This window comes from Pontibacter sp. GD7 (assembly GCF_058216375.1).
Genome location: NZ_JBYZMP010000015.1, coordinates 24,245 through 44,385 on the forward strand (window position 1 = coordinate 24,245; position 20,141 = coordinate 44,385).

At 46.1% G+C, this 20,141-nt stretch carries 19 protein-coding genes; 14 read left to right on the top strand and 5 right to left on the bottom strand.

Annotation, left to right across the window (positions count from 1 at the left end; genetic code table 11):
• Positions 1-55 precede the first annotated feature (55 nt).
• The 7 genes from AC4BAP_RS17700 (at position 56) to trpS (ending at position 6,200) form a co-directional block, all read left to right on the top strand.
• Positions 56-1,012 carry a phosphoribosylaminoimidazolesuccinocarboxamide synthase gene (locus tag AC4BAP_RS17700; protein WP_490584061.1) on the top strand — a complete coding sequence of 319 codons (957 nt, stop codon included), beginning with the start codon at positions 56-58 and terminating at the stop codon, positions 1,010-1,012.
• Positions 1,013-1,056: 44 nt separating this feature from the next.
• Positions 1,057-1,434 carry an STAS domain-containing protein gene (locus tag AC4BAP_RS17705; protein ID WP_490584010.1) on the top strand — a complete coding sequence of 126 codons (378 nt, stop codon included), beginning with the start codon at positions 1,057-1,059 and terminating at the stop codon, positions 1,432-1,434.
• A gap of 16 nt (positions 1,435-1,450) precedes the next feature.
• Complete coding sequence (locus tag AC4BAP_RS17710) at positions 1,451-2,368, top strand: ribonuclease Z (RefSeq protein WP_490584011.1); 918 nt, start codon at positions 1,451-1,453, stop codon at positions 2,366-2,368.
• An 83-nt stretch (positions 2,369-2,451) separates the two neighbouring features.
• Positions 2,452-3,249 (top strand): queuosine precursor transporter, encoded by a 798-nt coding sequence (locus tag AC4BAP_RS17715; RefSeq protein ID WP_490584012.1) that lies wholly within the window; start codon positions 2,452-2,454, stop codon positions 3,247-3,249.
• A gap of 233 nt (positions 3,250-3,482) precedes the next feature.
• Entirely contained in the window at positions 3,483-4,385 is a 903-nt protein-coding gene (locus AC4BAP_RS17720; RefSeq protein WP_490584013.1) for an EamA family transporter, read from the top strand.
• Positions 4,386-4,671: 286 nt separating this feature from the next.
• On the top strand, positions 4,672-5,142 hold the full coding sequence (locus AC4BAP_RS17725) for a copper resistance protein NlpE (RefSeq protein ID WP_490584014.1): 471 nt from the start codon (positions 4,672-4,674) through the stop codon (positions 5,140-5,142).
• Between the two features lie 83 nt (positions 5,143-5,225).
• The gene (gene trpS / locus AC4BAP_RS17730; RefSeq protein ID WP_490584015.1) at positions 5,226-6,200 is read left to right on the top strand and encodes a tryptophan--tRNA ligase; all 975 of its coding nucleotides are present in this window, start codon (positions 5,226-5,228) and stop codon (positions 6,198-6,200) included.
• A 1,119-nt stretch (positions 6,201-7,319) separates the two neighbouring features.
• On the opposite strand, the gene AC4BAP_RS17735 is transcribed toward trpS, so the two are convergent.
• Positions 7,320-7,688, bottom strand: coding sequence for a methylglyoxal synthase (locus tag AC4BAP_RS17735; protein WP_490584016.1), 369 nt, complete (start codon positions 7,686-7,688; stop codon positions 7,320-7,322).
• A gap of 404 nt (positions 7,689-8,092) precedes the next feature.
• Here AC4BAP_RS17735 and AC4BAP_RS17740 point away from each other — a divergent pair, with 404 nt between their 5' ends.
• The gene (locus AC4BAP_RS17740; protein WP_490584017.1) at positions 8,093-8,767 is read left to right on the top strand and encodes a hypothetical protein; all 675 of its coding nucleotides are present in this window, start codon (positions 8,093-8,095) and stop codon (positions 8,765-8,767) included.
• A 144-nt stretch (positions 8,768-8,911) separates the two neighbouring features.
• Here the strand turns inward: AC4BAP_RS17740 and AC4BAP_RS17745 are convergent, their stop codons facing one another.
• Positions 8,912-9,310 carry a hypothetical protein gene (locus AC4BAP_RS17745; RefSeq protein WP_490584018.1) on the bottom strand — a complete coding sequence of 133 codons (399 nt, stop codon included), beginning with the start codon at positions 9,308-9,310 and terminating at the stop codon, positions 8,912-8,914.
• Positions 9,311-9,490: 180 nt separating this feature from the next.
• On the opposite strand from AC4BAP_RS17745, the gene hppD reads away from it, so the two are divergent.
• The 4 genes from hppD to AC4BAP_RS17765 all read left to right on the top strand — a co-directional run bounded on the left by hppD (position 9,491) and on the right by AC4BAP_RS17765 (position 14,511).
• Complete coding sequence (hppD, locus tag AC4BAP_RS17750) at positions 9,491-10,585, top strand: 4-hydroxyphenylpyruvate dioxygenase (protein ID WP_490584019.1); 1,095 nt, start codon at positions 9,491-9,493, stop codon at positions 10,583-10,585.
• A gap of 235 nt (positions 10,586-10,820) precedes the next feature.
• Entirely contained in the window at positions 10,821-12,554 is a 1,734-nt protein-coding gene (locus tag AC4BAP_RS17755; protein WP_490584020.1) for a phospho-sugar mutase, read from the top strand.
• Between the two features lie 87 nt (positions 12,555-12,641).
• Positions 12,642-13,073: a hypothetical protein gene (locus AC4BAP_RS17760; protein ID WP_490584021.1), complete on the top strand. Its 432-nt coding sequence runs from the start codon at positions 12,642-12,644 to the stop codon at positions 13,071-13,073.
• A 223-nt stretch (positions 13,074-13,296) separates the two neighbouring features.
• On the top strand, positions 13,297-14,511 hold the full coding sequence (locus AC4BAP_RS17765; RefSeq protein WP_490584022.1) for a glycosyltransferase family 61 protein: 1,215 nt from the start codon (positions 13,297-13,299) through the stop codon (positions 14,509-14,511).
• 137 nt (positions 14,512-14,648) lie between these two features.
• Here AC4BAP_RS17765 and dnaB read toward each other — a convergent pair whose 3' ends face one another.
• Positions 14,649-16,220, bottom strand: coding sequence for a replicative DNA helicase (dnaB, locus tag AC4BAP_RS17770; protein WP_490584023.1), 1,572 nt, complete (start codon positions 16,218-16,220; stop codon positions 14,649-14,651).
• A 156-nt stretch (positions 16,221-16,376) separates the two neighbouring features.
• Here dnaB and AC4BAP_RS17775 point away from each other — a divergent pair, with 156 nt between their 5' ends.
• Together AC4BAP_RS17775 and AC4BAP_RS17780 are read left to right on the top strand one after the other, a co-directional pair.
• Positions 16,377-17,753: a UDP-N-acetylmuramate--L-alanine ligase gene (locus AC4BAP_RS17775; protein ID WP_490584024.1), complete on the top strand. Its 1,377-nt coding sequence runs from the start codon at positions 16,377-16,379 to the stop codon at positions 17,751-17,753.
• A 21-nt stretch (positions 17,754-17,774) separates the two neighbouring features.
• On the top strand, positions 17,775-18,581 hold the full coding sequence (locus tag AC4BAP_RS17780) for an exonuclease domain-containing protein (protein ID WP_490584025.1): 807 nt from the start codon (positions 17,775-17,777) through the stop codon (positions 18,579-18,581).
• Between the two features lie 62 nt (positions 18,582-18,643).
• Here the strand turns inward: AC4BAP_RS17780 and AC4BAP_RS17785 are convergent, their stop codons facing one another.
• Positions 18,644-19,270: a hypothetical protein gene (locus AC4BAP_RS17785; RefSeq protein WP_490584026.1), complete on the bottom strand. Its 627-nt coding sequence runs from the start codon at positions 19,268-19,270 to the stop codon at positions 18,644-18,646.
• 17 nt (positions 19,271-19,287) lie between these two features.
• Positions 19,288-20,082, bottom strand: coding sequence for a M48 family metallopeptidase (locus AC4BAP_RS17790; RefSeq protein ID WP_490584027.1), 795 nt, complete (start codon positions 20,080-20,082; stop codon positions 19,288-19,290).
• Positions 20,083-20,141 lie beyond the last annotated feature (59 nt).

Below are 20,141 nucleotides of genomic sequence, written 5' to 3' on the forward strand. Positions count from 1 at the left end.
CTTTTCGCCCTTTAAAATATAGTTAACTTTGCACTACCACTACACAACACACCAAATGGAGGCTATTAAAGAAACTAACTTCTCATTTGCCGGCCAAACCGGATTTTACAAAGGCAAAGTTCGTGACGTTTACTATTTCGGAGATAAGATAGCCGTTGTTGCCACAGATCGTATTTCCGCTTTTGATGTAGTGCTGCCACGCGCCATTCCATACAAAGGGCAAGTGCTTAACCAGATCGCCAGCCTTAACCTGGAGGCAACCAGGGACATAGTGCCAAACTGGGTTATTGCCACCCCTGACCCGAACGTGACCATAGGTTATAACTGCGAGCCGTTTAAAGTGGAGATGGTGATTCGCGGCTACCTAGCCGGACACGCCTGGCGGGAGTATAAGGCAGGGAAAAGAAGCGTTTGTGGTGTAAGCTTACCCGAGGGGCTCCGTGAAAACGACAAACTCCCTACACCTATCATTACCCCCACTACCAAAGCAGACGAAGGCCACGACGAAGACATATCGCGTGAAGAAATTTTAGCAAAGGGCCTTGTTTCTGAGGAAGATTACCTTAAATTAGAGCGCTATACGAGGGCACTTTTTGCACGCGGCACGGAGCTTGCGCAGCAAAGAGGGCTTATTTTGGTGGATACCAAGTATGAGTTTGGCAAGTATAACGGCGAAGTTTATCTGATCGACGAGATACACACACCGGACTCATCACGTTATTTTTACAGCGATGGTTATGCCGAGAGGCAGGCCAGCCAGGAGCCACAGCGCCAGCTCTCAAAAGAGTTTGTGAGGCAGTGGCTCATCGAAAACGGTTTTCAGGGCAAAGAAGGGCAACAAATACCCGAAATGACTGACGAAGTAGTGGCCGGAATTTCGGATCGCTACATAGAGTTATTTGAGGTTTTCACCGGCAAAGCCTTTGTAAAACAAGATTATAGCAATGCTTTGAACAGAATTGAAGAGCAGCTAGCAGATAACATTTTTAACACCAAAGATTACAATTTCTAAAGTAGATTTGGTACATTTGCTTTTAAATCCTTATAGGTAGATCTATGAAGTACACGATTGATAAGAAAGAAAACTACACCATCATCACGATAGATGAGAAGAAACTTGACACTTCCATCGCACCCGATCTTAAGTCAGAGTTCGTGAAGTTGAATGCCGAAGGGATCACCAACCTGATTCTAGACCTGAACAACGTTAAATATACCGACTCTTCCGGACTGAGCTCTATCCTGATCGCAAACCGTCTTTGCAACTCATCAAACGGCTTGCTTATACTTACCGGCCTTCAGGACCACGTGATGAAACTGATCACAATCTCTAAACTAGAGTCTGTATTAAACATCCTGCCAACCGTTGAAGAAGCGATTGACCGTGTGTTCTTACACGAGATTGAGCAGGACCTTACAAACAAGGAAGACTAATTAACGGCCGCCTGTGGTGGAATTCGAACTCAGAATACTTGGCAGTTCGTCGGCCACTCCATCGGCAAACAGACACCATACCGCCCAGGTTTTAACCATTGGTAACCAGTACCACCTGATTGACTGCGGCGAAGGAACACAAATGCAGCTGATGCTTTACAAAATAAAGCATCAGCGCATTTCAAACATCTACATCAGCCACCTACACGGCGACCATTATTTTGGCCTGGCAGGTTTACTTTCAACCATGCACCTGCAGGGGCGTCAGGCGCCACTCCATCTCTTCGGCCCTCCCGGCTTATCCGAGATCTTAAGCTTACAACTCAAATACTCCGGCACTAACCTGGTATATCCGCTGATATTTCATGAACTGGACAGCACGTGCCATAAAAAGATATTCGAGGACAAGCAGATCACGGTACACACCATCCCGATGGAGCACCGCATTCCGTGCTGTGGATTCTTGTTTAAAGAAAAGCTAAAGCCCCGTCCGTTGCTGAAGGACAAGCTGCCACCCCACCTCACACCACCGCAACTTGTCAGGCTTAAATGGGCCGAGGACATAAAGGACGATCAAGGCAACCTGCTTGTTAGCTACCAGGACGTGACAGGTGAGCCAAAACGCAGCCGAAGTTACGCCTACTGCGCCGACAGCCGCTATAAACCTGATATTGTGCCCTATGTGCAGCACGTAGACCTGCTCTACCACGAAGCTACCTTTATGGATGACCTGCGCGAAAGGGCTGCCTATACTTTCCATAGCACCACTATTCAGGCTGCGCAACTGGCTGCTCAGGCTTCGGTTAGAAAGCTTCTGCTTGGTCATTTCTCGGTGCGCTACAAAGACCTTACACCACTTTTGCAAGAGGCCAGGCAAGTATTCCCGGACGCTGAACTGGCAGTAGAGGGCACCGTGTTTGCAGTAGAGGAGTAATACCTCACAATCGGCAGTTATGGTGCGGCTCCTTGCCAATATTTCGTAATTTTGCATTTCCCAATTACCATAGTATAAACCTAATGGCCCGTTCATCAGCTTCTCCTGAAAAGAAACGCACTACCCTGTTTTTGGTACTCAGCGGTATATTCATTGCCAATGCCTTGCTGGCAGAACTGATTGGGGTCAAGATCTTTTCGGGTGAGGCCATTTTCGGCCTGCCAGGCGCGCAGCTTCCTTTTCTTGGCGACACCAAACTTGATTTCAACTTGTCTGCCGGAGTGATCATCTGGCCAGTGGTGTTTATTACTACCGATATCATAAATGAGTACTTTGGCAAAAGCGGCGTGAAGCGGGTGAGCGTGCTTACCGTTATACTTATACTATATGCTTTCCTGGTGATCACGCTGGTTACGGGCCTGCCCCCTGCCCCATTCTGGCTGGAACTTAACAGTACTGACCAACAGGGCAATCCGTACAATATTGACTTCGCTTTTAACTCCATTTACCGCCAGGGGCTTGGCATCATCATCGGCTCTGTAATAGCCTTTCTTATTTCCCAGTTCTTGGATGCCACGGTGTTTCATTGGCTGCGGAAGTATACAGGTAGCAAAATGATCTGGCTCCGCGCCACAGGCTCCACACTCGTATCGCAGCTGATCGACAGTTTCGTGGTGCTGTTTATCGCATTTTACCTTTTCGGCAACTGGTCCATGGAGCTGGTGCTGTCGGTGGCGGCGTTAAATTACCTGTACAAGTTTTTGGTGGCGGTTATACTTACACCTTTGCTATACATTGCCCATGCCCTGATCGACAACTATTTAGGTGAAACTCAAGCAGAAACACTTACAGAGAGGGCTGCGCTTGAAAGTGAGGTTTAATTTTTTTCAAATTATACTTGCAAAGTATAACCAACTAACACTACCTTTGCAGCCTTGCAAAATAAAAAATGCCTGCTCACTTAGCACATACACAAATTTTTATTACAGGTTACGTACTACACGACTTGTAAGAGTATCCCTTTCCTAAATCTAGGGCTGCTACACAGCCCAGCTATTTCCATTTTTGTTTTAGTATTTTTTTTGGAGGGACAATTGTGTTCAGAGGAAGCATTATGGTCTTTCTTGGAGCGTGCAGCTTCGGGATTCTTTCGACTTTTGTAAAATTAGCATATAAAGAAGGCTTTACCTTGGGTGACGTGACTGGCACTCAGGTATTTTTTGGGTTGATTTTTCTTTGGGTGATAGTGTTGTTGCGACAGCTGCTGGGCAGCAAACGCAGCGGCACATCGTTCAGGGAAAAGCTAAAACTCGCTGCTTTGGGCACCAGTACTGGTTTGGTAAGCATTTTTTACTACAAATGCGTACAAACCGTTCCGGCCTCCATTGCCATACTTTTACTGATGCAGTTTACCTGGATGAGCCTTGCGCTTGACTCGGTGATGAAACGCAAAATGCCAAAGGCATCGCAGGTAAGTATGGTGATTCTGGTGTTACTTGGAACCGCTTTGGCCGGGAGGCTTTTCTCCAGCCAGCCTACGGCTTTCGACTGGACAGGCATAGCTTTTGGCTTACTGGCTGCATTCTCCTATACCATATTTTTGGCGATAAACGGAAAGATAGGCAACTCGCTGCACCCGACTACAAAGAGCGCCATCATGCTGACAGGAGCCACTGTGCTTGTTTTTAGCGTGTTTCCTCCTGTATTCCTTGTTAATGGGGCGCTTATTAATGGCTTGTTTAAATGGGGCCTGGTATTATCCGTTTTCGGCACGGTGCTGCCACCAGTGCTTTTTGCCTACGGCATACCTAAAACCGGTTTAGGGCTCAGCGCCATACTTAGTGCTGCCGAACTGCCTGTGGCGGTACTCATGTCGTGGATAGTGCTGCGGGAGGATGTCTGGCCGGTGCAATGGCTGGGCGTGGCGCTTATACTTTTTGCCATACTTGTATCCAACTGGAAAACAATATTTAAGAAGAAACAACTGCCTTCAACCATTGTTGTGGCCAACACATAACCCTATTAATACTACTACCTGTTTTTTTAATTAGACATTTGCCTATGATTTTATAGAGATTTTATTTGGATTGGTTGATTTACGATGGTTAGGTTCAGTATAGTACTGTTCGCTAACCATTATTTTTTATAGGCATGTGTAATTGTTCCAACCTAATAGCAACAGGCTTTTAACAGCAACATACAATATTTACCGCCTTTGCCAGTTAAAAAAGTATAAACACCCCGATTCAACACCTAAAGGAATTCGATGCTGGACTTTTTACGCTTCACTCAATTTTATTTTTATGAAAAAGTCAATCGCCATTTCCCTTTTTTCGGCACTTGCCCTGTTTTATACCACAGCCCAGGCAAAACTGCCAAGTGCACCCACTAAAGATTATACTGTAACTGAAAACCCTAAGGCAGCTTATCTGGGCACCTACAAAGGCACTCTCCCTTGCGCCGATTGCCAGGGTATTGAGATAGAGCTTTTGCTTCAGGAAGGGGGAAAGACTAAGAGCAAAACGTTTGTACTTAACCAGAAATATCTAGGTAAAACGGTAAGCCAGAGCACCTATACGGTAACAGGCAAGTGGTTCGTAGCCATCGGTAACAAGCAAAACCCAAACGCCAAAATCCTGCAGCTCATCCCCGACGGCAAGGAAGATTTGCTATACTTTGAGTACCAGAAGGACGGAAGTATAAAGCTGCTTGGCAAAGATCAGCAACAGATCAAGTCTAAGCTCAACTATACTTTGAAAAAGCAGCGTAGTTAGCATTGTGCTCTTATTATAGCTTGGGCTTCTAAAAAAAGGCATTTTAACTTATCTTGCGTGCCTAACATAACAAAATACAGTAAATGGCACGTTATCTAACCGGAATTCAAGCTACAGGCAGGCCCCACCTGGGCAACTTACTGGGCGCGATCGTTCCAGCTATTGAGTTTTCCAGATCCTCGGAGCAGGAGTCTTTATACTTTATTGCAGACCTGCACTCGCTTACCACCATTCGTGATGCAGAATTGCTGCGCAGCAATACATATGCCGTGGCAGCGGCGTGGCTGGCTTTTGGGTTCGACACAGACAAGCACATTTTCTACCGTCAGTCTGATGTGCCTTTGGTGACAGAATTAACCTGGTACCTGAACTGCTTTACGCCATTCCCGATGCTGGCGAACGCGCACTCTTTCAAGGACAAATCTGCCAGAAGAGGCTTGTCTGATGTTAATGCGGGTTTGTTTACATACCCAGTGCTGATGGCTGCTGACATTTTAATGTATGATGCCAACTTTGTGCCTGTAGGCAAGGACCAGATCCAGCACCTCGAAATTACCCGCGATATTGCCAGCTCTTTCAACCATACTTACGGGGAAACATTTGTATTGCCAGAGGCAAAGGTGGATGAATCGGTGATGACGATACCAGGTGTGAACGGTGAAAAGATGAGTAAATCTTACGGCAACACCATTGATATTTTTGAAGCGGAGAAGCCTTTGCGCAAAACCGTTATGAGCATCGTGACAGACAGCAAGGCTTTGGAAGAGCCCAAAGATCCAGATAGCGACACGATCTTTAAACTCTATAGCTTACTGGCATCGCCAGACGAGGTAGCCACCATGCGAGACAACTACCTTGCCGGCGGGTATGGCTACGGACATGCCAAGCAGGCACTTTACGAACTGATTATTCGCAAGTATGCACAGGAGCGTGAACTGTTTAACTACTACATGAGTAACCTGGAAGAAGTTGATAAAAAACTGATGGAAGGCGCTGAAAAAGCAAAAGCCATTGCTGCCCCTGTCTTACAGCGCGTGAGAGAAAAACTAGGATTCTAGAAAAAGAAAGCCTGCCATACTTCCAAATGGCAGGCTTTCTTTTTTCAGGGCACCGATCTCTAGCCCATAGTACCTGTTATACCTGGAATTGTATTCATTTGAACCCAGCATGCCGTCTCTGTTTGTGTCTCAAAGCATCGATACACCATCGGTATACACTTCTTTTTACTGATACTGCCATCATTGTCTTTATCCCAGTTGCGTTTGTAGCGCTGCTGTTTTAAACCACCCTCTAGGTGCATTGTCTTCGTTTGCGTCCCAGGCAGCCTAGAGTTAACTCAAGTTGCGATATATGATAAACCAGGCAGGTGTAAAACACATCCCTGATAGCTAATCTCGCTAGCTCAAAATCTCGTTTTGGCTAATCTAAAAGAGGGGAAATTTTGCATTACCACCCCCTGCCACTGCCCCCCTCCTTGACCAAAGAGCGGAGTTTCTGTAGAAGATTGACACACCCCAGCCCATCTCAAGAGGTAGGGTCGTTTCATTCTACAAATTATATTGTCATAGCGCGAGCGCCCTCGCTCTTGATTAACTTTATTTGGGCCTCTGGCCCAGTTGGATTGCAAATTACGAGTGGTCGGAAGAAGAGCCTAAGTAACTTAATGTAGATAGTTGTTTATCTTTTAGACTCACATTGATCATCTTAAAAGAGTACTCATTCTAAATTAGGTCAACTTCCGAACACTCCTAATTGCAAATCCAACTGTATAACAAGTCACGGATCACAGATCCGCGCCAGCAAAAAATAGAATGACACACACCAGCTCCTCCCAAGAGGGGGATTTTCTGGCTTTACTTATCTTAGCTTTAAGTTTCATTGCTGACAGCACTCTTCGGACAGGTCGCGACCCAATGCCGCCAATTTAAGGATTTTATAAAGCTGACTCGGATATCCTTGTCCCCTGGCAGTTTTACTTTCGGACAAAAAAGTCCGATAGTGCTTTTGCCTTAAGTTGCCGGCATTGGATGTAAGCCTCCCTGAGAGCTAGCGAGCGCAGCGCTTTAGAGGTGGGTTAATCGCAAATGAGTTAATTATACTTCTTTAAAGTATAACCAGGAAATAATCATCTATGGATGCTTCCTGTTTAAGCACAACTAAGCAGAAGACCGCCAGAACTAAAAGCTATCCTGAATTATAAGATCAGCGGATGCTCTGTTAAGCGCAATCGGAATGTTATTGATAACCGCGGTCCGGATTAATGTCTGGATATCGTGCTCGTGACCATGTGGCGTTTCAGCATCGATGAAGAAGATAACCTTGTGCACCTCACCCTGTAAGATCTTTGCAGCCAGTATAATATCACCACCACTCGGGCCATGGCCAAATGCCTTCACATCCAGGTCCAGCATATCGTTTATCAACTGCGATGTGTTGGAAGTGCCTATCAGCTCGTGTTCACGCAACTGGTTAATATTAACTTTTGCCCAGTTCAGCATATCGTTCTTACGGCTGTTGTGGGCTATCAGGGCAATGGTCTTTTTCATGGCTTAGGTGTAACGCGTTTAAGTATTGACACTCTTAAATATAGCGTAATCCTGTAATATATACTTCTGGCCCATAAGTTTTTATCAAAACCAAGATGAATAAAGTCCGGCATTATTTACGCCTTTAAAGTATAAGCCATCTGCATTCTTTATTTTATTATTAAATTTTAAAATACTTTTTTAATACAATTATGAAATATTTTTATACTGTAAGATATACTTACCTCATCTCCATACAAGCCATCATTTAAGATTTCAAACTTCCTACCAGGCTTTATAACCTATCAAAATAATTACAAACGATGCAATTTATTGTTTTAACACCATTGTTTAAACAACATATATCAACCTTGAGCGTAACACTGCAATATTCATATTTTTAACCATTAAAACACAATTTATTCATGAACAAATTTAAGCTTTTCGCGCTGCTGGCTATCCCGGCAATGTTTACTGTAGGATGTTCTGAGGGCCAGGACATTGCACCTTCCGCCACCCTGGGTGCGTCCTCCAGCTCTTTAGCCACAGGTAACGGCGCTCCATCCGGCGCACATTACAACCTCAACATTATTGGAGTACCAAAAGGTAAAGAAGCCAGCATGGACGGCAATAATGGCCACAGAATTTTCGTAAATCTTGAGGGTAATAGCAAGATCATGCTTGCTGAGGGAGAAACGTTCCAAGTACTGGATGCTAATGGCACAGACGGTTCCGCTGCTTTCCAATTACCTAATCCTGATCCAGAAAACGATGGCATTACTGAATATTCGGTGTGGGCACGTGCACTAGGCAAACCAGGAGGTGGCTCTACTATGACAACCTGCGCCACAGTTGTAGAAACGCAAGAAGATATTTGCAGTAGCGGCAACGTGGTTTCTGTCAGAAATAAAGGTAAGTCCTCATTCACAAACGTCTCCAGAGATCTATTATACATATATGCAGACCTAGATGGTGACGGAAAAGATGAACGCTATCCATTATTTGATGATGCGCTGGAGGATTACTACTGGAATTACGATAATAACGGCCTGAAAATACTTCAGTTAAGATTCTATGAGATTCCAACTGACGTTAACTAGAGTAAAAACCTGCTTTTAATTGAGTCACTATTTTTTTCACCTTTATCTATACACATATTATTCTGTAATTAAACGTTCACATGCATAAAGAAAGGGCTACAGGTTTTACCTGCAGCCCTTCTATGTTTTTGTATATGAGTCTAATTACTCAGCTTTCCAGAGTACACGCTCCTGATCAGAAAGTATAAGCAACACACGCGGCGGGTTAGCAACCAGTACCAGGCGCATCTCAACCCCCGGGAAAGAATCTGACTCAACCCAAACCCCTTCACTTTCTTCTCCTTCTTCAAGCTCCTTCCCGTCTAGAGAGCTGGCAAGGTATGCTGTTGGCAACAGAATGTCTGCGTCAGATTTTATCTTACCATGTACGTCTTCCAGTACATCCTCCAGGTAGTCGCCGTACTCCTCGTTGAAATCATCTTCCAGGTCATGGAGTTCTTCTTCAATATCATCATAACGCTCATCGTTGTAATCCAATGAGTTTAGTTCCTGCTTTTTCTCCAATATGGCAACAATAGCGCTGTTAAGGGCATTTGCGTTCATAGCGTCTTCTTTTTTTACAAAGTTGAAAACATGCTGCAGTAATTGCAAGTAAACACTACGATAATTTAACTCCGGCAGGGCTTTGGTTTTGTTAAAACCCTAAAAGCTGTATTTTTACATAATATTTTACAAAATCTATTGCAACAGACTATGGATACCAGTACAAAAACAGCAGATACAATGCATAAAGATATCTTGCCTCTTAATGGCACCGACCACATCGAGTTCTATGTGGGTAACGCCAAGCAGGCAGCACATTTCTACCAAACTGCCTTTGGTTTTAAGCTAGTGGCTTATGCCGGACCAGAAACAGGTGTGCGCGACCGTGCCTCATATGTATTGGTACAGGATAAAATACGCTTTGTTCTTACCACTGCCATTAACCCTGATTCTGAGATAGCCCAGCACGTACACCAGCACGGCGACGGTGTAAAAGTACTGGCCCTGTGGGTAGACAATGCAGAAGAAGCTTTCAGAGGTACCGTGGAGCGTGGCGCAAAACCTGCCATGGAGCCTAAAACGCTTACCGACGAACACGGCGAAGTAAAGGTGGCCTCAATCCATACTTACGGCGACACGATCCATACTTTTGTGGAGCGCAAAAACTACAGTGGTCCATTTATGCCTGGCTTTGTGGCGCGTTCTTCTGAGCTGCAGGTAGAGCCGGTTGGCCTGCGTTATGTTGACCACTGTGTTGGCAACGTGGAGTTGGGCAAGATGAATGACTGGGTGCAGTTTTATGAAAAAGTAATGGGCTTCAACCTACTGCTTACTTTTGATGATAAAGATATCAGCACAGAGTACACTGCCTTGATGTCTAAAGTAGTATCGAATGGCAATGGCTATATCAAATTCCCGATAAACGAGCCGGCCGAAGGCAAGAAGAAATCCCAGATTGATGAATACCTGGAGTTTTACCGCGGAGCCGGTGTTCAGCACATTGCCGTAGCCACTAACGACATCCTGAAGACAGTGGCCGACCTGCGCAGCCGTGGCGTTGAGTTCCTGTATGTACCGGATACTTACTACGAGGACCTGATTGAGCGCATCGGAAAAATTGACGAGGACATGGATGACCTGAAAAAGCTGAACATACTTGTTGACCGAGATGATGAAGGCTACCTTCTACAGATATTCACTAAACCTGTAGAAGACAGACCAACAGTATTTTATGAGATCATCCAGCGCAAAGGGGCCAAGTCTTTTGGCAAAGGCAACTTCAAGGCATTGTTCGAGGCTATAGAGCGCGAGCAGGCCCTGCGCGGAAACCTTTAGTATAAAATTAAGTATAGTACCCAGTGTATATTTGGGTAATTTACTTTACATTACAACCATTGATCACACCAGTTCTTTCGGATGTGCCTGTGCACATAGAAAGCTGGTGTGATTTTTTGTGAACTAAGCTCTGAAGCAAGTATACTTACAGCGTGAACAGCTGCTCAATAAGCTGCAGTATGGGCACGCGACAATCATAACCTCAAAACTATACATTACATTGCCAAACACGACTATGATAGAACCAACCATACGTGAAAAAATTGACAGCTGGCTTGCCGGCAACTATGACGAGCAAACAAAAAGCGAAATAAGCACGCTGCTGGAGCGTGAAGAACACGAGGCGCTTTCCGACGCCTTTTACAAAGACCTTGAATTTGGCACGGGTGGTTTGCGTGGCATTATGGGCGCCGGAAGCAACCGCATGAATCGCTATACCCTTGGCATGGCCACACAAGGGCTTTGCAATTACCTGAAGCAGAATTTCCCGGATCAGGAGATTAAGGTCGCCATAGCACACGACAGCCGCAACAACTCCCCTGAGTTTGCACGAATTTCGGCAGACATCTTTTCGGCGAATGGTATAACAGTATACTTGTTTGAAGAACTGCGCCCTACGCCGGAGCTGTCGTTCGCCATCCGTCACCTGGGTTGCCAGAGCGGTGTGGTGGTAACAGCATCGCACAACCCACGCGAGTATAACGGCTACAAAGTATACTGGAACGATGGCGCACAGGTAACTGCCCCGCACGACAAAAATATCATTGCAGAAGTTAACCGAATCAGCTCTATTGATGAAGTGAAGTTCCAGCCAGACCCGGCCAGAATTCACATGTTAGGCAAGGAACTGGATGAGGCATATATCGAGAAAGTGCTGGGCCTGTCCATTTCACAAGATGCCATCAAGCGTCAGCATGACCTTAAAATTGTTTATTCGCCGCTACACGGAACTGGAATTACGCTGGTGCCGGAGGTGTTAAAGCGCTTTGGATTTACCAACCTGCATGTAGTGGAAGAGCAGTCTGTGCCGAACGGTAATTTCCCGACAGTGGTTTACCCTAACCCGGAGGAGAGAGAGGCTATGACACTAGCCCTGTACAAGGCAAAGGAAATTGACGCCGACCTGGTAGTGGCCACAGACCCGGACTCTGACCGTGTGGGCATTGCCGTTAAAAATCTGAAAGGCGAGTTTGAGTTGCTAAATGGTAACCAAACCGGTGCCCTTTTAATAAACTACCTGCTGCAGGCATGGCAAAAAGCCGGCAAACTTACAGGCAAAGAGTTTATCGTTAAGACCATTGTAACCACAGATCTGATCAAAGACATTGCCGACAGCTACAATGTAAAAATGTACGAGACCCTGACCGGTTTCAAATACATTGCCGAGAAAATTCGCGAAGTAGAGGGCAAAGAACTCTATATCGGAGGCGGTGAAGAGAGCTATGGCTATATGATAGGTGACTTTGTGCGTGACAAAGACGGCATCTCAGCCTGCGCCCTGATCGCGGAAATGGCCGCTGTGGCAAAAGACAATGGCCTTACCCTGTTCGAAATGATGGTGGAGATGTATGAGAAGTATAACTTCTACAAAGAGGAACTGGTGTCGTTCACTAAAAAAGGGCAGCGCGGTGCCGAAGAGATACAGCAGATGATGGCAGACATGCGCAGCAACCCGCCGCAAAGTATAGCAGGCTCTAAAGTAGTGGAAGTGAGTGATTACAAACTGAGCACACGCAAGAATCTGATTACCGGTGAAGAAACCAGGTTAGGTCTGGAAAGCTCTAATGTGTTACAATACCTAACCGAAGATGGCAGCAAGATCTCAGCACGTCCGTCTGGTACCGAGCCAAAGATCAAATTTTACATCAGCGTTAATGAGCCGCTTAAAAGTAAAGAGCAGTTTGAGGCAGTGGAGCAACAACTGAATGCTAAGATCGAACAGATCCTGGTTGACCTGAAACTAAAATAAGTATAAGACTGATTGATTGGGGGCTTTAGATAAAATCTAAAGCCCTTTTATTTTTACCTTAACCAACTTGCACATTCGATATTTATCATGCCCTATAAGCTATCAAAAACAAACCCTGCCACCATTGAGTTTACCAAACAAAACGGGGACCTGTATGCCACACTCCAACGTGTGTCTGATGATTACCTGTTTGCCCGCTGGACAGGCATCCAAACCATGGATACCATAATGGAGGGTGGTCTGGTATTCCTGGATGAGATGCGAAAGAATCCTAACCCGAAACTGCTTAACAGCCACAAAGAACTTATTGGCCCCTGGGATTTTGCCAACGACTGGATTTCACAACGATGGACACCGCAAGCCATCGAGCTTGGCATGCGCTACATGGCACAGGTTTTAGCCCCTGGCATTTATGGCCAGATGTCGTTTCATCAACTGCACCAGCGAATTGGGGATTTGCTGGAGGTAAAACTGTTTGATAGTGAAGAGCAGGCAAAAGAGTGGCTGATGAGTGTATAGTTCTCTTGCATAACTTATTAATTTACTTCTTGTCAGATTTTATGCTGGAAATGGCTGTTATTTCCCGATTACATCTGCTTAGAAGAACAATACAAAAAAAATAAATATATTATTTATTAGAATAATCTATAACATTATATATACATACTAGTATACCTGTAGTTGATGCTAAGGCTGGACCAGAAACATACTACCAGCCATTAAAACAATTACTTGTATACCTATGCCAAACCTAATCCGAAAAGCCCTAAGGAAACTGGACTGCATTGTTGACCGGCTTGTTCCTCACAATATAAACTACAGACCTGCCGGTTTCTACCCTACGCTTAGAGACTATATAACCACCACCGGATCTGAAACTGTAGAAATATACCCTCCCGAAGCTTCTAAACTAAATGTCCCGGAAATGCTATTAGGGTCAAACAAATACCATATTGCTGTTCAGCAATGTGGAGTGCAGCCACCAGCCATGGTAGTTTCTGTAAAGTCCGGGAGGATTTGCACAAACGCAGTAGACTATGCAGCCATAGTAGCGGAAGATAATAAGTTGATTGGTGACATTTCGTTGCAGGTGGGATCCACGAACCCGGCTGATAACCTTGTTTTTAAGCAGAAGTGGTTTACTACACCAATGTACTTAAAGGGCAGTGCTTTCCATACTTTAATCGGAGGCAGTGGCGAATCAAACTATTTTCACTGGATGATCGATTCGCTGCCACGCATACACTTACTTCAAAAGGCAGGTTGGTTTGATGAGGTAGACTGGTTTGTGGTGCCCAGCAGCAACCTCTCTTATCAAAGAGATACCTTGCGACTTTTGGGCATAGACACCACTAAAATTGTAGAGGGGCACCAGATCAGGCACATTCAGGCGGATACACTTTATACTTCTACATTTGTTCGGAACATTGAACACATCCCCGCTTGGGTTTGCAGTTTCTTGAGAGACAGTTTTTTGCCAATAGCGCCACGCACAGCCATTACTCCTAAACGAATCTACATAAGCCGCCAGGACAGTAATTACCGAAATATTGAGAACGAAGAGGCAGTTGTCGCACTGTTACAGAAGTATGGCTTTGAAAAAGTATTGCTAAGTGAATTGACGCTTGCAGAGCAGGTGGCATTATTTAAAAATGCAGAGTATATCATTTCACCGCATGGGGCAGGGCTCACCAATATCGTGTTTTGCCAACCTGGCACCCAGGTACTAGAGCTTTTTGCAAAGGAGTATACCCCGGCACTTTATGCAGATCTGGCAAGTAAGGTAAACTTAAATTATGATTTCCTGATTTCACTTACCTATCCGGTTGCCAAAAACCAGCGGGCAGCCATGCATAAAAGTATACATGTGTCTTTAGACAGGTTGGAAGAAATGGTTCAGAAAGCCAACTCTGAGATGCAGCAGGTGCAATACGACCTGGAGCAGGAAGTAATCTGATACAACCAAAAGAAAAGCCGCTGGTCTTTTAAACGCAACGGCTAATCTTCCTTTGGCTATATCTTAGAGCTGTTCATCAATTTATACTTTAACTTAACAGCTTCTTGTGCTTTTTATTGCTCTCCGTAAACTACAGTTTAGAAAGGTGGCTCTTCATCAAAATTAGAAGATGGGAAACCTCCCCCTCCACCATCGTTCATGCGGCTACCCAAGCGTATAGAGCCTGGCGACTCAGCATCAAACGTGCTGTTTGGAAGCGCGTTAAACCCGCCCATTGGATCACCGCCAAAGTCTGCATCGAGGTTGGTGAATTTCGTAAACTTGCCAATAAATTTCAACTGCACGTTTTCCAGCGAGCCATTACGGTGTTTGGCAATGATAACCTCTCCTACTCCGGCTGTTGGGTTGCCCATTTCATCCTCGGTTATACCGTAGTATTCAGGACGGTAAAGGAAGCACACCATATCGGCGTCCTGCTCTATCGATCCGGATTCACGAAGGTCAGATAGCTGCGGACGTTTGTCGCCACCACGGGTTTCCACTGCACGGCTCAACTGCGACAGAGCAATAACCGGCACGTTCAACTCCTTGGCCAGCATTTTCAGGGCTCTTGAAATGGAGGCAATTTCCTGTTCACGGTTACCACCACCCTTGCCATCCGCGTTTCCACTCATCAGCTGCAGGTAGTCAATAATGATCATCTGAATATCATACTGCGCTTTTAAGCGGCGACACTTGGTACGTAGCTCACGGATAGAAAGACCCGGCGTATCGTCGATGTAAATAGGTGCCTCGGTTAACTTAGCAATCTTGTGGTTTAGCTGTGCCCACTCATACTCTTCCAGGCTGCCTTTCTTTATCTTCTCCGACTCCAACTCCGCCTCTGAAGAAATCAAACGGTTAACCAACTGCAGCGAGGACATCTCCAGTGAAAAAATAGCAACGCCTTTTCCGAAATCCACGGCAGCATTGCGCATGCACGAAAGCACGAAGGCCGTTTTACCCATCGCAGGACGGGCCGCAAGTATAACCAGGTCAGATTTCTGCCAGCCTGATGTTACCCTGTCAAGTGCCACCAATCCGCTTGGCACACCGGTCAAGCCATCCGACTGTTTACGCTTCTCCTCCAGTTCCTTTATAGCCTGGTGCATCAGGGAACGCATGTCATCGAAGTTCTTCCGGATGTTGGATTCAGATACTTCGTAAAGCTTGGCCTCTGTCTTATCCAGCAGCTCAAAAACGTCGGTGGTGTCTTCGTAGGCACTGGACAAAACTTCTGAGGAAATAGAGATCAGATCGCGTTTAATGGAATTCTCCGTGATGATACGGGCATGGTACTCGATGTTTGCCGCCGAGTTTACGCGTGTGGTTAGTTGCGTAACGTAATAAGCACCGCCAGCCAGTTCCAGTTCGCCGTTCTCGCGAAGTTCCTGCGTCACCGTCAGAATATCGATAGGCTCCGACTTATCAAACAGTGCAAGTATGGCTCTGAATATCCGCTGGTGCGCCTCTTTGTAAAAACTCTGCGGACGCAGAATGTCAATAACGTTGGTCAGGGCATCCTTCTCCAACATAAGAGCGCCTAAAACAGCCTCCTCCAAATCAAGTGCCTGCGGTGGTTTTTTTCCTAACTCCGAAACAGCAGGGGCTTTTTTTTGCCACCCGTTGCGGTTGCCCGCAGCACGCACATTCATTTTCATCTCCTCCATAAGCACAAATTTAAGAGTTAAGCCGTAGATGTAATCTTTATAACCGTGTTAATAATCCACAAGATATCCACAAAGTATCAACATATTAGTGTATAGCTATTTTATTTTAGGCAAGTACTTCTAACTTTGTTTGTTTTAGAAATAACAGATAGGCTTATGGAGAAGGAATTTAAGCATATTCACCTGATCGCTGTTGGCGGAAGTATCATGCATAACCTGGCTTTGGCCCTGCACGACAAAGGCTTACAGGTAACAGGCTCTGACGACGAGATATACGAACCGGCCAAAAGCAGGCTAACCAACGCAGGCATACTTCCGGAGCAGGAAGGCTGGTTTCCAGAAAAGCTGGATGCCAAGCCGGATGCAGTCATACTTGGCATGCATGCACGCCCCGACAATCCGGAGCTAAAGCGTGCGCAGGAGCTTAACATCCCGATCTACTCCTTCCCTGAGTTCATCTACGAGCAAAGCAAGGACAAGCAACGCATCGTGATCGGGGGAAGCCACGGTAAGACGTCCATCACCTCTATTATCCTGCATGTGCTCCAGCACCTGGGCCGTAAATTTGACTATGCCGTTGGGGCTCAGCTAGAGGGTTTTGACCGCATGGTGAAACTAACTGACGATGCACCGATCATTGTAATTGAAGGCGATGAATACCTTTCAGACCCGATCAAACGTGTGCCTAAGTTCCACTTGTACCATCATCACATTGCAGTTATCAGCGGCATCAGCTGGGACCACATAAACGTATTCCCTGACCCGGACATGTACCGTGAGCAGTTCCGCATTTTTGCCGAGATGACACCGAAGGCGGGTACCCTGATCTACAACCAGGACGATGAACAGGTATTGCTGGCGGCCGTTCCACGCAACCCTGCCGATATTGCCTATATTGGCTATGGCGTGCACGACCACAGCATCCGAAACGGCAAAACCATACTTCATACCAAAAAAGAGGGCGATGTAGAGATACAGCTTTTCGGCGAGCACAACCTGCGCAACATTAACGCGGCCAAGGAAGTGTGCAAAAAGATAGGTGTGAAAGCGCATGACTTTTACGAGGCCCTGAAAACATTTAAAGGAGCAGCCAAGCGCCTGGAGAAACTGGGCGAGAATGACCATTCGGTTATCTACCGCGATTTTGCCCACGCCCCTTCCAAGGTAAAGGCAACCACCGAAGCGGTTAAAAACCAATTCCCGCAGCGCGAACTGGTGGCTGTGGTGGAACTCCATACTTTTAGCAGCCTTAACAAGAACTTTCTGCCTCAGTATGCAGGATCATTGGACAAAGCAGACGAAGCGATTGTGTTCTTCAGCCCAAAAACGCTGGAGCATAAGCGCATGGAGATGATCTCGGAAGAGGAACTGAAAAATGCCTTCAGAAACCAAAGTATAAAAGTGTTTACAGATTCGGCCGCGCTTCAGGAAACCCTGATGAACCATAACTGGCAAAACGCCAACTTGCTGCTTATGAGCTCCGGCACCTACAATGGCATGGATCTGAATGCTTTAAAACAGGCTATACTTTAATCTTTTATACTTTAAAAAGCTATGAAGCTAAACTTAAAGCGCCCTATCGTATTCTTCGACCTTGAGACCACCGGCACCGATATCTGCAACGACAGAATTGTTGAGATAAGCGTGCTGAAGATCATGCCTGACGGAGAAGAGATCCTGAAGACCAGACGCATCAATCCAACTATCCCGATACCCCTGGAGTCCAGCCTGATCCACAAGATCTATGATGAGGATGTGAAGGATTGCCCTACATTTAAGCAGGTGGCCAAAAACTTCGAAGATTTTCTGAAGGGTTGCGACCTGGGAGGATATAACCTGCTGCGTTTCGATATCCCGTTACTGGCAGAGGAGTTTTTGCGTTGCGGAATCGATTTTGACATTGAGAACAGAAACGTGGTGGACGTATGCCGCGTGTTCCACCAGATGGAGCAGCGCACTTTATCGGCTGCCTACAAGTTTTACTGCGATAAGTCCCTGGACAATGCGCACAGCGCCGAAGCCGACACCGTTGCCACCTACCATATCCTGATGGCGCAGCTGGATCGTTACAAAGACACACCAGTAGAGATTACAGAGGGTGTGCAAGAGTACCCGGTACAGAACGACATGGAAATGCTGCACAAATTTACCACCCAGAAAACAGCCGACCTATCAGGCAGGATAGTTTACAACAATGCCGGACAGGAGGTATTTAACTTTGGAAAGTATAAAAATGTACCTGTTGAGGAAGTACTCTTAAAGGAACCCAGCTACTACGACTGGATGATGAAGGGGGAATTTCCGCTTTACACCAAAAAGGTACTCACACGCATCCGTTTGCGAAACGTGCAGATGTCGTAAGAGCTACCAGAAAGTATAAAATATAAAAAGGGGCTGCAAGAAAACTTGCAGCCCCTTTCTGTTTATGGATTCGGACGTTGCGAAGACCTTTCTACCTGCCTGAGTCTTGAGTTGGTGAGCAACTCGTTGTTCTCGGTGGTTTTATATCCGCAGTTGTTGCCTGCCGCCCTTGTGGCACATTCACAGCCTGTTATCTTATTACCTACAAACGTAAAATAACAAAACTCGCAGCCAGGCCCAGCATTACAGATATACTTTGAGCTGTTGCTGCTGAGGTATAAACTGTTGTCTGAGGCTACATCCAATTGTAAAGCCATTGACCTGAAAGCACCGTTTCGGATACCGAGCCCAACCAGATAATAGCCGGGTTTATCGTTTTTGGTTTCCTGCACCTTCCGGATCATCACCTTGTCTACCACGGTGCCGTCCCCAAACTCTTTGATAAATGGTTGCAGCAGGTCTTTACGATCAACAATATAATCCACACTATCAAACACCACCTGGGCAAGCAGCACGCCGCTATACTTTGCAGGTGCCTCCTCCCCTTCCGCCACTTCCATGGGCTCTTCACTGTCTTCCGGAAAAGCTTCTCTTCTGGTACAGGCTGTGGTTATCAGCAACAGTAGTGCTATAAAGCAACCTGTTTGGATAGTAAAGTGCCAGTAACGGCCAAGGGTGAATTTGCTCATGTGGTTGTGTGGTTAGGTTATCTTGGTTTATAGTATTTCAAAGCTTCCGGCATATGTCGCTTCAGGTCGGCCTGACGTGTGCCTGCGCTTGGGTGCGTTGATAGGAACTCAGGTGGCTGTGCGCCTCCTTTAGCCTCCATACGCTGCCAAAACGGGATTGCCTGCTGTGGGTCGTAACCGGCCATCGCCATAAAGATCAAACCCAAACGGTCAGCTTCTGATTCCTGCGTACGGCCATACTTTAACAGCCCTAACTGAGAACCGACACCGTAAACAGCCATCACTAAGTTTGAGGCCGCACCCGGCGAAGAACCTGCCAAAGCAGAAAGCGTCTGTCCGCCAAACTGCTGTGCAAGGGCCTGGCTCATACGTTCGCTACCATGTTTGGCAATAGCATGGGCAATCTCATGCCCCATTACGACAGCCAGGCCGGTTTCGTTTTGTGCCACAGGCAAAATTCCCTCGTACACTACTGTTTTACCGCCGGCCATGGCAAAAGCATTCACCTGGTCATCATCAATCAGGTTAAACTCCCACTTATAACCCTGCAACTCGCTGCTCAGGTTGTTAGCGGCCATGTATTGCTCTACGGCATTCTTTATGCGGTTACCCACGCGCTTTACCATGGCGGTAGCCTGCGCGTTATTCGAAAGTTTATTCTCTCTTAAAAACTGGTCATAAGCCTCATAGCTCATCGCCTGCATTTCGGCTTCAGAAACAAGACTTAGCTGGCGGCGACCTGTGATCGGAACTGTGGTACAGCCCACGAACATGGTTACGGCCATTACAAAGGCAATTATTCTCTTATGCATCTTCTTAAAAATTTAGTGGTCTTTGAATCAGGTTCAAATTTTGAACCATTTTTCCTAAA

Bases quoted from the DNA above. Each gene is read 5' to 3' on its own strand.
- trpS (WP_490584015.1), top strand. From the start codon at position 5,226: ATGGCACGTTATCTAACCGGAATTCAAGCTACAGGCAGGCCCCACCTG.
- AC4BAP_RS17715 (WP_490584012.1), top strand. From the start codon at position 2,452: ATGGCCCGTTCATCAGCTTCTCCTGAAAAGAAACGCACTACCCTGTTT.
- AC4BAP_RS17755 (WP_490584020.1), top strand. From the start codon at position 10,821: ATGATAGAACCAACCATACGTGAAAAAATTGACAGCTGGCTTGCCGGC.
- AC4BAP_RS17760 (WP_490584021.1), top strand. From the start codon at position 12,642: ATGCCCTATAAGCTATCAAAAACAAACCCTGCCACCATTGAGTTTACC.
- AC4BAP_RS17790 (WP_490584027.1), bottom strand. From the start codon at position 20,082: ATGCATAAGAGAATAATTGCCTTTGTAATGGCCGTAACCATGTTCGTG.
- AC4BAP_RS17720 (WP_490584013.1), top strand. From the start codon at position 3,483: ATGGTCTTTCTTGGAGCGTGCAGCTTCGGGATTCTTTCGACTTTTGTA.
- AC4BAP_RS17775 (WP_490584024.1), top strand. From the start codon at position 16,377: ATGGAGAAGGAATTTAAGCATATTCACCTGATCGCTGTTGGCGGAAGT.
- AC4BAP_RS17725 (WP_490584014.1), top strand. From the start codon at position 4,672: ATGAAAAAGTCAATCGCCATTTCCCTTTTTTCGGCACTTGCCCTGTTT.
- AC4BAP_RS17785 (WP_490584026.1), bottom strand. From the start codon at position 19,270: ATGAGCAAATTCACCCTTGGCCGTTACTGGCACTTTACTATCCAAACA.
- AC4BAP_RS17705 (WP_490584010.1), top strand. From the start codon at position 1,057: ATGAAGTACACGATTGATAAGAAAGAAAACTACACCATCATCACGATA.
- dnaB (WP_490584023.1), bottom strand. From the start codon at position 16,220: ATGGAGGAGATGAAAATGAATGTGCGTGCTGCGGGCAACCGCAACGGG.
- AC4BAP_RS17765 (WP_490584022.1), top strand. From the start codon at position 13,297: ATGCCAAACCTAATCCGAAAAGCCCTAAGGAAACTGGACTGCATTGTT.
- AC4BAP_RS17780 (WP_490584025.1), top strand. From the start codon at position 17,775: ATGAAGCTAAACTTAAAGCGCCCTATCGTATTCTTCGACCTTGAGACC.
- AC4BAP_RS17700 (WP_490584061.1), top strand. From the start codon at position 56: ATGGAGGCTATTAAAGAAACTAACTTCTCATTTGCCGGCCAAACCGGA.
- AC4BAP_RS17735 (WP_490584016.1), bottom strand. From the start codon at position 7,688: ATGAAAAAGACCATTGCCCTGATAGCCCACAACAGCCGTAAGAACGAT.
- AC4BAP_RS17745 (WP_490584018.1), bottom strand. From the start codon at position 9,310: ATGAACGCAAATGCCCTTAACAGCGCTATTGTTGCCATATTGGAGAAA.
- hppD (WP_490584019.1), top strand. From the start codon at position 9,491: ATGCATAAAGATATCTTGCCTCTTAATGGCACCGACCACATCGAGTTC.
- AC4BAP_RS17740 (WP_490584017.1), top strand. From the start codon at position 8,093: ATGAACAAATTTAAGCTTTTCGCGCTGCTGGCTATCCCGGCAATGTTT.